Raw genomic sequence first — 12,267 nt, 5'->3', positions numbered from 1 at the left:
TCTATCCCTTTTTGAGTTTCAATCAAAAAGGGATAGAGAAGTTTGACTACTAATTTGCAGGAGAATTATCCACACTACACGGGAATGAAACGCTTTTTAAAAATCCTTCGCTGGGCATTATTAACGCTATTGGTCTTAGCGGCTGGTATCGTTGTAGTAGCCTGGTTTGTTGATTCCCGGCAAACAACGGAAGAGTTGGCCGAGGAATTTGAAGGGCAGCGTATTCGCCCAACCGTTCATTCTTATCAGGTTAGTGGTGTTGATGCCTCCGAGCAATCCCGCACGATTCGTTTCATCGAGACGCCCGCACCTGCTGGTGATTCGACCTTACCAGTTGTTTTGTTTGTGCACGGTGCGCCTAGCTCGCTGTCATTTTTCAAGGAATTTTTCAAAGATACCCTGTTGCTCAATCGGGCTCAGTTAGTGGCTGTGGACCGGCCGGGTTATGGCTTCTCTGATTTTGGACGGGTTGAAACGTCGATCATTCGACAAGCTGAGTTATTACAACCACTCATTGATCGATACCGTAAAGCGCCTTATCTAATGATTGTTGGCTCATCCTATGGCGGGTCTGTATCAGCGCGATTGGCGATGAACAATCCTGACCGAGTCAATCACGTTTTGTTTGTTTCCTCGGCGTTGGGGCCAGGTCTGGAACGGACTTATCCGATCAGCTATTTCGCCGATAGTCCGCTGATTCGTTGGGGCGTCCCTCCTCTTCTCCGATTGGCCAATGATGAAAAACTAGCCCATCGGAAAGCGCTGGAAGCAATTTTGCCTGATTGGCCTAAAATTCGAGCAAACATAACCATGCTACATGGTCAGCGAGATGAATTGGTCTATCCAACCAACGTATCGTTTGCGCAGCATCATTTGATCAACGCGCAGGTAAAGCAATTTTTACTCCCCGAAAATCGCCACGACATCGTGTTCAATAAACGCGAGTACATGACACAAATCATCCTCGACATTCTAAACCGGCGCGCCGTAAAAGAAACGAGTAAAGTAAAAGCGATGGCCGTGAAGTTGAAAGTAGATGACGCAACTCGACTTTAGTTAAAGCAGAAACGTCATACCAGCATTAATCTTTTCATGAATCTCAGGTAGTTGCCGCATCGATTCAATAGTTATAGGACTTACGCAAAAGTGGTAAATTGAAATAAAAAATAGCTTGAAGGTCACCGCACAACTTTACGGACAGTTTCTACTGAGTAGCCAGATCAACTATACGGCTACCTACTTGGCTGATCACCTGGAAGGGATCACCCATGACAATGTGCAGTACTTTCTCAAAGCTAGCCGAGTGGCACCTCGCCAGGTCTGGCAACATGTCCGCCACCAAATTCAACTGGATACCGATGGCTATATCCTCTTTGATGATACCGTGCTCAATAAAGAACATAGTCATAAAATTGAACTGGTTCGTCGGCAATACAGTGGAAATGCTCATGGAATCATCAAAGGCATCGGTGTGGTTAATTGTGTCTACTTCAATCCTAAAATTAATCAGTTCTGGCTCATTGACTACCGTATTTTTAATCCCGATGAGGATGGAAAAAGCAAGTTGGATCATGTGTTGGACATGCTTAACCAACTAGCACCCCGCCAGATCAGTTATCGAATCGTCTTAATGGACAGTTGGTATGCTGTGACCGACCTCTTCAAGTGGCTCATTACCAATGAAAAACTGTTTTACTGTCCTATCAAGAGCAACCGTAAGGTCGATGATTCAGGTGGCAAAGAATCGTATCAACCTGTCAGCTATCTGAGCTGGTCAGCTCAACAGGTGCAGCAGGGTAAGCTGGTTAAAGTACACAAGATGCCTCAAAACACCTATCTTAAACTGTTCCGCGTACTGGTGTCTACCCACCGGACGGACTATATCGTCACCAACGATTTAGCTCAAAATGAGACGAGTGCCGCTGAAGAAAAAAGTGGTATTCGTTGGACAATTGAGCAGTTTCATCGAGAAGATAAGCAGATCACGGGTCTGGAATGTTGTCAATGTCGATTAGCTCGTAGTCAACGCAATCACATTGGCTTAGCGGCTCTGACTTGGTTACGTTTTAAACAGTTGGCTTATCAGACTAAGAAAACGGTTTACCAACTCAAACAAGGCTTATTAGATGCTTACCTTCGTCAAGAGTTGGCGAATCCTTCAGTTGCCTTTGCGTAAGTCCTAAGTTAATCAAAAAATCGTCTATGACCTGTGTGCCCCCGATGGGGTCACACAAAAATATAGCTATTGGCTTCTTTCTCGCATAGATGTAATGACAATCAGATTCTTCATAGCACGCCCACACTCACTATCATCCTGCTTATAGCGTATCCAGGCCTTTAAACTGTCTACATTGGCTGGTAGTGTGTCGGGGAAAAAAGCCGCAGGCACATTATGTGTCTGATACCTTTCGGAGCCAATTCGAACGGCTAAGTTGCTACAACACATACATAAAGCTGTAACCCGATATCGGTAAATAGTAGCAGCAGTTTCCTTTGGCTCAAGCAGTTGACAGCCATCCAAGAGAATCAAACTTAGTAGTAGAAGCAAAGTGCGCATAACTAAATTGATTTTTCTCCGGAGACCCTTATCGAACGGTGAAGGTTGGAAAACGCGTTTCCCAAGAAGAAGATGAATGATAGATGAATGAATTACTTCCTTTCTTGCCGCTCCTCCTTCTTCCTTTTTTATAGCACCAACGCTGGCATCCAGAACACGCCATCACCCAGCCATCGGTAGCGTTCATTTTTGAGAAAATAAGCCGGATAACGCTGAATGCCATACAATGTCAGACTCATCAGCGCGAGCATTAATGCTGAACGTTGAGCAAATCGATCCTCGACCAGGAAACATAGGGCGAGGCCCGTACCAATAATCACGAACGTAAGCCAACGTAAAATCAGATCACAACGGCTAGCCCCCCATTCACTGGCTAACGAAAACATCGGTCGATTCGGGGATTCAGCTTGCTCCATTACCGCAAACAGGAGAAGATTTTGAAAAGCAATGCCTGTAAACATCAGGCACTCAACGATTTCAGCAGTACTTACGGTTGGTCGTTGCACCCACACACTACCCCAAATACCAGCCGAATACAAGGCTGCCACAAGCGGCTCCTTTAAAAGCAAAGCCGGATGATAGGCAGGAAGTCGAAAAACGGCACCGACGTAGGCAATGCAAACAGCCCCTAGTACAATGCCAAATTTCACGACACTACTCGGCAAAAAAAACGTTAAAACAAGCGCCAACACTGCGCTGCCAATGACCAGCCGCCACAGGATAGGAGCATATTTGCGATGAAACTGATGACGGGGGGTTAAGGATTGTCCGGTCGAATTTAGAGCATCCTTCCGGACATCGAGAAGACGGTCGACGGTATAAATAATAAACACCACCAAGGCTAATACAATGGGCGTGGCCCAGTGAATAGGGTCAACATCGGACAATCGGGCCGCCATCTTATTCGATAGTACAGCCCCAATAATGACCGGGAAACTCAGATAGTAAAGATTTCGAATATAGACAAGCAAAGGACTTAACGTAAAGGAGTAATTTTTATCGTTCAGCAACAGATAACCATGAATGGTTATGCATTCAACGCGGGTGGAGCCAGCCAGGCCTCCTGATAACGTAACACCTCCGTTAGCTGGCCAATACGTAACGTTCCTAAAACAGGATTTCCCGTTAATTTAGCTAGTACATTCTGTCCGAACAGGATTTTGGCATTCCATTTTCGATAGGTCGTTAGCGTACGCAGGGGTTCTTTGCCCTTCTCTCCCGTTTCTGGGTCAATCGTGGTTAGCACACAACGGGCACAGGGCTTAACGCCGTAGAACTCCAGATCGCCCATCCGGAATTCGGCCCAACTGTCTTCTTCATAAGGTGTAGTTCCCTCCACAACCACATTCGGTCGAAAGCGAAGCATCGACATTGGCTCGGGCAATCGATCGTTAAGACAATCGAGGGACGCCTGGCTAATCAGCAGATAGGGATACCCATCGGCAAAACTAACCATGTCGTTATCGAGGGCGTATTTTGGATCAACAGCCCGCTGCGTGGTTTCGGGCATAAAGACTAAACGGCAGGCATTTCCCAGAACCGCCGAGAACCATTGATCGGCTTCATCACTAACTGTTTGGGCGAGTACGTCTTTGCTATCCCAGATGTTCACCAGCATCGTTTCGGTTGAGTTTCCTCCCGTAAGCGGCAGTTCAAGCACGTTATCAGGGTTGTGTCGGTGCCAAACCCGTAGCACCTCATCCGAAACGTCGGACTGCTGAATTGCCACATCGAGCAGGGCCATCTGATGGTAGGTTCGCTGCGTCATGAACTCGCCTTCTGGCGTAACCAGCATGAACCGACGGTCGTTTCGAAAGCCTTTCTCTTCAACAATAACCTCCGACACGGAGATACCGCTCAGCGATTTGATTGGGTAGATGTATAGTTCAGAAATAGTCATAATAGCTGGCGCGAGTCTGTACTCGTGCCTATTTATATTGTCAGCATTCGCTGGCCTATTGTCTATTCATAAGTCAGTGAATACTGACGAAATTAAAGACACGGGTGTATACCCGCGCCAGTTGCACCTATTACATACTCATTCTCGGCAGTGGGCTAACGGTTTGGGCCGTAAACTCTGCCTGTTCATATTTAAACTGGGCTGCCATGGCAATCATAGCCGCGTTGTCGGTACAATATTCAAATCGGGGAATGTACACATTCCAACCCTGTGCTTCACCAAGTTGCGTCAGCGCCGTACGCAAACCACTATTAGCCGACACACCGCCCGCAATAGCAATTTCCCGAATTCCTGTTTCGCGAACGGCTCGTTTGAGCTTGGTCAGCAGCATTTGAATAAGCGTATGCTGAATGCTGGCACAAATATCTGCCAGATTTTCGGCAATAAAAGCAGGATTGTTTTTTGTGTTATCCCGCAGAAAATACATGATCGCCGTTTTAATACCACTAAATGAGAAATCCAGATTCGGCATCTCGCCCATCGGAAACCGAAAAGCTAGCGGGTTCCCTTCTTTCGCATACTTATCGATCAGCGGACCACCCGGATACGGCAAGCCCAGTAACTTGGCCGATTTATCAAACGCTTCACCCACGGCATCGTCCATGGTCTGGCCAATAACGGTCATGTCGAGTGGACCATCCACCCGAACAATCTGGGTATGCCCTCCGCTGACGGTCAGACACAAAAACGGGAATGCAGGCTTAGGATTCTCAATAAAATGAGCCAGTACATGCGCCTGCATGTGATTCACTTCAATGAGCGGGATGTTTAGCCCTAAAGCCAGCGCTTTGGCAAACGAAGCCCCCACCAATAACGACCCTAATAAGCCAGGTCCGCGGGTAAAAGCAACGGCTGATAACGCATTTTTCGGTAAATTTGCGTCAGTTAATGCTCGCTCGACCACAGGCAAAATATGCTGCTGATGCGCCCTTGAGGCTAATTCGGGCACAACGCCCCCATATTGTTCGTGAATTAACTGGGTGGCAATTACGTTCGACAGAATATGCCCATCGGCCAAAACAGCCGCCGAGGTTTCGTCGCAGGAAGATTCAATGGCTAAAATATTCACTTTACAAAACTAATGGATAATGATTTCTCCCAGAATAAACAATGGAAGTTGTGACTAAACCGTTCCCTCAGTTAGTAGTCTAAACTACATTCCATTTCGTTATTCATTGTATCTTAGGTCTTTCCGCACTGGATGCGTCAGTTTTTCTCCATATTCCTTAAAACCCTACTCTACCTCGTTCTGACGGTATTAGTATTGTCGTTGGGAATTTTGTTGAGCCTGCAAATTCCGGCGGTCCAAACGCGCTTAGCTCAAAAAGGCGCAGAATGGCTTTCGTCAAAACTTCTCTTTCCTGTTGATATTGAGGGGGTTTCGATCAAATGGTTCGACTCGATAACCCTCGAGAAACTAACGATTAAAGACTATCAGGGGCGGCCAATGATTCGCGTGGGTCGGCTCGATGCAGATTATCATCTCCAACATCTTCTCGACTCGTCGGCGTATAACATACACATAGACGAGATAGTGCTGTATCGACCTGATGTTCAGATGATTAAAAATCTGAAGAACGGCGATACGAATCTCGATGATTTCATTGCCCGGATTGAACAACTCACCTCCGATCCTACCAAGCCGAGCATCCCGAATCAGAATGTTCCGTTTACGGTTGGCCATATTCATTTGGTTGATGGTGCCTACACGCTCGAAGATCCGCGCGAGCCGTTTATGCACAATAAAAACAGCTTCGACTATAATCACTTCAGCCTTCAACACCTGAACGCCGAAGTCAGTGACTTTTTAGTCTTAGGCGATACGATTGCCTTCAATGCCAAAGGTTTATCGGGCGTTGACCGGGACTCTCGCATAAAAATTCGGCAGTTAGATACGCACTTTTTGTATTGCAACACTAAAATGGAATTAGGGCAACTGTACGCTCATATTGGCAATTCCATTATCCGAAATGAGTTGGTTTTTCATTACGATAAACCATCGGCGTTCAGCGATTTCAACAGCCGGGTTCTTATGCAAGCCCGGTTTCGTGACAGCAAAGTTCAGTCATCCGATTTAGGCTATTTCTCTGATTATCTGCGCGATCTGCACGAAACCTGGACACTGACGACCAACTTTACGGGTACAGTTAACGACTTCCGGCTTCGTAATACCGATCTACGCTTTGGTCTTAACGGACGAAGCCGACTGGCTGGTGACATCGCCTGGAAAGGTTTGCCCGACATGGATAAAACGACGGTCAATTTTGCCTTTACGCCATCCACGGTCAACATGGCCGATATTCGGCAGTATTACCCCGATTCATCCTTCAACAAGACCATCCAAAAACTCGGCACTGCCACTTTCGATGCCACTTTTGTAGGGGCATTCGATGATTTTAAAACCAAAGGGACATTCCAGACAAGTATTGGCAGCGTGACGGGCGATCTGGCGCTTAAGCTGGCGACTAAAGCTACCCAAACAACCTATACCGCAAATTTAAAGGCAATTAATCTTGACCTGGGTCAACTGGTTAACGATCCCGATGAGTTTGGGAAGATCGATGGCGAAGGCCGAATTACGGGTAAAGGCACTGATCTAAAACAGGCAACAATCGACTTCGATGGCAAGTTTGGGCGCTTTGTCTGGCAGGGATATGCTTACCAGAATGTAGCTGCACGCGGTAACTTACTAAAAGCGCTTTTTCAGGGTCAACTACGCATCAATGACCCAAACCTGGCGTTTGACCTCGATGGAGAATTTAAGTTAAGCAGCATCAAGAATCACTACGATCTTCGTGGGAACGTTCAACATGCCGATCTTCGGGCGCTGGGTTATGTAGCAGATTCGCTGTCGGTGAAAACAGCCTTAGACGTCCAGTTAGAAGGTAATAAACTGGATGATATTGTTGGGAAAGCGGTATTTAATAATGCCACCCTCGGTTTGAATAAGCGAAATCTTAACGTCGATAAACTTACACTTCTATCCTCTATTGAAAACAAGGCAAGTGGTTCGCCCGATTCGGTCGGCACTCAACGCTATTTCGACCTTGACTCCGATTTCCTGACAAGCCGACTACAAGGCAATTTTCAGCCCCAACGAACGATTGACGACCTGACTCGGCTCGTGCATGAATACCTGCTCCATTTCAAAGGTGATGCGGCTGGTATGAAGGCTTATTACGAACAGAAACGAAAGCTGGCAACCCGCACATTAGGGCGGAAATTAATCGACCAACCAACAAGATATGGCGTTGATTACCAGATCATCACCAAAAACAGTATGCCTTTGCTGGCTTTTCTGGGTTCGTCGGATTTCATAGCGCCCGCCACCCGAATCGAAGGTCGGTTTACGGAAGACAATACCTCATTTTTAACTGGAACCGTTAAAACCGATTCATTACGAATTGGCGCTATTAGCTTTGGACCGAGCGACCTCGACTTAACGACGTCTAAATTTACGTATGGTGAAGACGTGCTGGCCTCGGCCATAATTTCGTCCAAACGACAATTTTTTACCTCACTCCTACCTACGCGTAATCTTCAGATTGAAGCGTCCTGGGATGTTGATCATATTGACTTTACTAGCGACATTGAGCAGGCAGACAGCAGCGGACGGTCTATAAATCGGGCTGACTTAAACGGCGAACTCCGATTTAAAGGAGACGCTATCGATCTAACATTCCGACAGTCAAAAGTGCGCGTTCTGGATGGCGATTGGGTCCTAAACCCTGAAAGCCTGATTCGGAAAGTGGGCAATGAGTACACGATTCGAAATTTGGCCTTGCTCAACGAAAATCAGTTGATTCAAGCATCGGGCAAAATTTCGCCTGACTCGCTTGAACATCTCGATGTAGAAGCCCAGAACTTTCTGCTGTCATCGTTGAACTCTGTCCTGAAAACAACCCTCGGTGGTACGCTCAATGGTTCTTTGGCCGTTCGAAATATTTACAACACGCCGATTATTGAAAGCGGTATGTCGGTCAGAGCGTTATCGTACCAGAACTCCTTAATTGGCGACGTCCGCGGACAAGGCGAGTGGGATCAGCAAACCCAGCGTCTGAACGTTAATGCCAGCGTCAATCGAAACGGGGCCGATGTCGTTACGCTCCTAGGAACCTATACTCCCCAACTAAAAACTAACCCATTAGCCGTCAAGGCGAGCGTTAATAATGCCGATTTGAGCCTTTTGGAACCCTTTACGACAGGGCTTTTCTCAAATCTTGGCGGTATTGCCAAAGGCATCATCGATATTAAAGGAACTCCAGCCACGCCAATCCTGAAAGGTGAGGTAGCCATACAGGGTGGCCGTGGTCGATTTGATTACCTGAAAGCCGACTTCACCTTCGACGACAAGATTTATTTCGGCGAAAACGAAATCGTTACCCGGCAACTGACTTTGCGTGACCCCCAGGGAAATACGGCCTTGTTGCGCGGAGGGGTTTACCATGATGGATTCCGGTATTTCACGTTAGGGTTCGATGCCGATTTCAAGAATTTCAAAATCATGAACACGGTCGCTAAAGACAACGACGCGTTCTATGGACAGGCCGTTGTAACGGGTAAAGCCGAGCTGTCTGGCCCAACCGATAACCTGACAATCCGGGCCAATGTAACGAGTAACAAAGGCACCCGAATCTATATTCCGCTCGACGGAGCCACAACGGTAGCTGCCGACGATCAGATTCGGTTTGTCAATCTGAGCACGGGCAAACCCACTAGCGAAACAGCCGCTCACACGGGTAATTCGTCAGAAAGTGAAATCGATCTGTCGCGTATTCAGATGGATTTCAACTTCGACATCACGCCCGATGCGTACTGCGAAATTCAGCTTGATCGTCAAACAGGCGACATTATCAAAGCGTATGGTCAAGGTAGGATAGCGATGAAAGTCGACACCAAGGGGGATTTCACCATGACTGGCAACTACGAAATCCAGAAAGGAGATTACACCTTTACGTTTCAGAATATCATTAATAAACGCTTCCAGATACGCCCCAACAGCCGTATTACCTGGACTGGTGATCCTTATGGTGCTCTTTTGGATGTAACGGCCGCTTACACCCAATATACCTCGTTGGCACCCCTGCTGGCCACGCAAAAAGCAACCGCTGATCAGACCCGTCGGTACCCGGTCGATCTGGTCATTAAACTCACTGGCGAACTGGGCAGTCCCGCTATTAGCTACGATCTGGATATTAAAGAATATCCTTCTTCTTCCGATTTCCGTCAGGCCGTCACCGCTTTTGAATCCCGGCTTCAGAGTAATGATCAGGAGCTAACCCGGCAGGTAAGTAGCGTCTTGCTGTTCAATCAGTTATTATCGGAAGGCACTAGTTTGTTCGATCAGGGCCAGGTAAACACTGGGGTAGCCAATAGCGTTAGCGAGCTTCTTTCTAACCAGATTAGCCGCCTTGCCTCCAATCTTAACGAGAATCTGGACGTGGGTGTCTCGTTTGGTGGTTTTACGAGTGGTACGCAGAACGAAAACCTGCTCAATAACCTGCAACTCCGGTTTTCGTATCGGCTGCTGAACGATCGGCTACGCATTAGCCGCGATGGTGGTTTTACGTATGGCCAGAGCCAGTATAATGCAGCCAGTTTACTCGGCGAATGGACACTGGAATATTTTATTACCCCTGATGGTCACCTACGGGCCAAAGTATATAACCGCAACCAGCAAAGTATTTTGAGCCAGTACAACCTAACCAGCACGATCACAACTGGCGGGGGTGTCAGCTTGCTATATACCCGTTCCTTCAATCACATCTTCGGTACGAAGCGCCCTACTCCTGGCGTGCAACCTACAACACCTGCCGACGAACCTACTCCCCCAACACCCGGCCCCAGCACGCTGCTAAATGCTACCCGAAATTCGTTGTAGGTTAGATAAGCTAAGAATCGTGCTCGTCTAAACGATCTTCCATCAGGCTAGTACACATTTTCTCTGGCAGCTACCGATCTCGACAAAACTGACAGATTATCAATTACTTAGCTTTTGTTCGTAAAAATTCTGGTAAACTTCTCCTCCAAATCCTTGCGTCGATAGGATTACTAAATTATGTTTGTTTAAAATTAGTCTAAATAAATAATTCCACAACTACTTATCAGCCTAAGCGCTATCCTAAACCCTTGACCCATCTTAAGCCCTGTGTGTCGGTAGTATGTATTGCGTTGCAACACACGATTCAGTAACAACCGGCCACAGGCACTACTTTAATCAGATCATGCTACGCTAAAATCCTGCTCATGGCTACACCTACCTGCAAACCCATTCTCTTAATCGATCAGGCTGATTTCTGTATAGCGCAGTGCCAGCACTGTCAGCGAATTGGATTGACCTTCAACAATTTGTTGCTGGGATTTAAACAGGAGGAGTTTATTGCGTTATGCAAGACAATTGAGACGGTAGATTTTGAGCAATGCTGCACGCTTATGACCAATGGACAGCCTTATCTGATTGTCAATACGGGTCATCCCGACATTCAATTTAGCCTGTCTAAAATAGACTTTGGTCGTTTTCGGACTGGTCTAATACAGGCGTTACGACGCATGAATCTTCATCAACTACTAAAAATTCAATCGAATTAAATAGCCCCTCGACACAATCAGGCATGGAACATCAGCATCAGCTACGGAATTTGATCCAGCAGGAAAACGGCTACATTGGTTATTGCACGGGCTGTCAATCATATAATGTAGCCTACAAAAATTCGCTATTTATTCTATCGGAGTCAGAGTTTGCCTGTTATCGGGAAGTAATGGCCGAGCGAACAGCTATGCGCCCTTTTTTCACCACACACGACAAATCGTGGCTCCTAAAAACCCCGATGCCAAATTACTTCATGCTCTTCTCGGATACTGAATTGGATGAGCTGATTCAAATGATGGATGAGGCTAGTATACTGATGGAAGTAGATCAACTATTACGCGTACCCACCGAAAAAAAATAGTCAGCAAAATGGATGAGTGATCAATGGGTTAATCAAGAAGCGTATTTACAATTCGATGGCTAGATATTACCCATAGCTGCTTATAAGATTCTATCACACTGAATGGCAGAAATAGCATCCAGAGGATCAATAGAATCTAAAGTTGCCTAGATACTAAAACTCTTTAAGGACTCTCAATTTCATACATAGGTTAGTAGGATAGTAAAGGAACTGGCCATTGACCAGTTCCTTTCTGATAACAGACACCACATATGCCAGACACAAATTCATTGCTCGCCACGGCTCGGGCCAAACTGGAAGAATCACTTTTGGCAAAAGGCTTACGTCGGTCTTCGGAACGTTTTGCCATATTAGACGAAGTCTATTCCCGCAACGATCATTTCGATGCCGAAGAATTATACCAGGCCATGCACCAGAAATCGTATCCGGTTAGTCGGGCAACGGTTTATAATACACTGGATGTATTGGTTGAGTGCGGGTTGGTTATACGCCACCAGTTTGGCGATGAAGATAACGTTAAAAGCCGCTATGAGAAATCGCTGGGCAGGCGGCAACACGCTCACCTGGTTTGTGTAGTTTGCCATCGGGTACAGGAATTCTGCGACCCTCGCTTACATCTGATCGAAACGAACGTAGGCAACTTACTTCAATTTAATGTACAGTCGCATTCACTGGTATTTTACGGCCAGTGTGCAGGTGATGGCTGCCAAACTAAGCCAGCCGATGAGTCAAAGTAGATTGATTTAGAGGAGAAGCAGGGGTAAAAACATCGATTTGAGTCTTTACCTAGCAACTACCAT

General features: G+C 46.6%; 10 protein-coding genes. 6 read left to right on the top strand and 4 right to left on the bottom strand.

The window, feature by feature from the left end:
* Window positions 1-84: 84 nt before the first annotated feature.
* Window positions 85-1,056 carry an alpha/beta fold hydrolase gene (locus tag H3H32_RS02630; RefSeq protein WP_182461127.1) on the top strand — a complete coding sequence of 324 codons (972 nt, stop codon included), beginning with the start codon at window positions 85-87 and terminating at the stop codon, window positions 1,054-1,056.
* A gap of 115 nt (window positions 1,057-1,171) precedes the next feature.
* On the top strand, window positions 1,172-2,176 hold the full coding sequence (locus H3H32_RS02625) for an IS701 family transposase (RefSeq protein ID WP_182458304.1): 1,005 nt from the start codon (window positions 1,172-1,174) through the stop codon (window positions 2,174-2,176).
* 66 nt (window positions 2,177-2,242) lie between these two features.
* On the opposite strand, the gene H3H32_RS02620 is transcribed toward H3H32_RS02625, so the two are convergent.
* From H3H32_RS02620 to tsaD, 4 genes are all read right to left on the bottom strand, one after another.
* Window positions 2,243-2,557, bottom strand: coding sequence for a hypothetical protein (locus tag H3H32_RS02620; protein WP_182461126.1), 315 nt, complete (start codon window positions 2,555-2,557; stop codon window positions 2,243-2,245).
* A 128-nt stretch (window positions 2,558-2,685) separates the two neighbouring features.
* Entirely contained in the window at window positions 2,686-3,528 is an 843-nt protein-coding gene (locus H3H32_RS02615; RefSeq protein ID WP_182461125.1) for a UbiA prenyltransferase family protein, read from the bottom strand.
* A 56-nt stretch (window positions 3,529-3,584) separates the two neighbouring features.
* The gene (locus H3H32_RS02610) at window positions 3,585-4,457 is read right to left on the bottom strand and encodes an MOSC domain-containing protein (RefSeq protein ID WP_182461124.1); all 873 of its coding nucleotides are present in this window, start codon (window positions 4,455-4,457) and stop codon (window positions 3,585-3,587) included.
* A 130-nt stretch (window positions 4,458-4,587) separates the two neighbouring features.
* Complete coding sequence (gene tsaD, locus H3H32_RS02605; RefSeq protein WP_182461123.1) at window positions 4,588-5,586, bottom strand: tRNA (adenosine(37)-N6)-threonylcarbamoyltransferase complex transferase subunit TsaD; 999 nt, start codon at window positions 5,584-5,586, stop codon at window positions 4,588-4,590.
* A gap of 132 nt (window positions 5,587-5,718) precedes the next feature.
* Between tsaD and H3H32_RS02600 the strand changes: the two genes are divergently transcribed.
* From H3H32_RS02600 to H3H32_RS02585, 4 genes are all read left to right on the top strand, one after another.
* Entirely contained in the window at window positions 5,719-10,398 is a 4,680-nt protein-coding gene (locus H3H32_RS02600; RefSeq protein ID WP_182461122.1) for a translocation/assembly module TamB domain-containing protein, read from the top strand.
* Between the two features lie 365 nt (window positions 10,399-10,763).
* A complete protein-coding gene (locus H3H32_RS02595) occupies window positions 10,764-11,105 on the top strand; it encodes a DUF6686 family protein (protein ID WP_182461121.1) in 342 nt (113 codons plus the stop codon).
* A gap of 23 nt (window positions 11,106-11,128) precedes the next feature.
* Complete coding sequence (locus tag H3H32_RS02590) at window positions 11,129-11,467, top strand: DUF6686 family protein (protein ID WP_182461120.1); 339 nt, start codon at window positions 11,129-11,131, stop codon at window positions 11,465-11,467.
* Between the two features lie 251 nt (window positions 11,468-11,718).
* Window positions 11,719-12,204 (top strand): Fur family transcriptional regulator, encoded by a 486-nt coding sequence (locus tag H3H32_RS02585; protein ID WP_182461119.1) that lies wholly within the window; start codon window positions 11,719-11,721, stop codon window positions 12,202-12,204.
* Window positions 12,205-12,267 lie beyond the last annotated feature (63 nt).

Origin of the sequence: Spirosoma foliorum (assembly GCF_014117325.1) — a bacterium.
GTDB classification, from domain to species: domain Bacteria; phylum Bacteroidota; class Bacteroidia; order Cytophagales; family Spirosomataceae; genus Spirosoma; species Spirosoma foliorum.
This window is presented reverse-complemented; position numbering and strand designations above follow the sequence as displayed.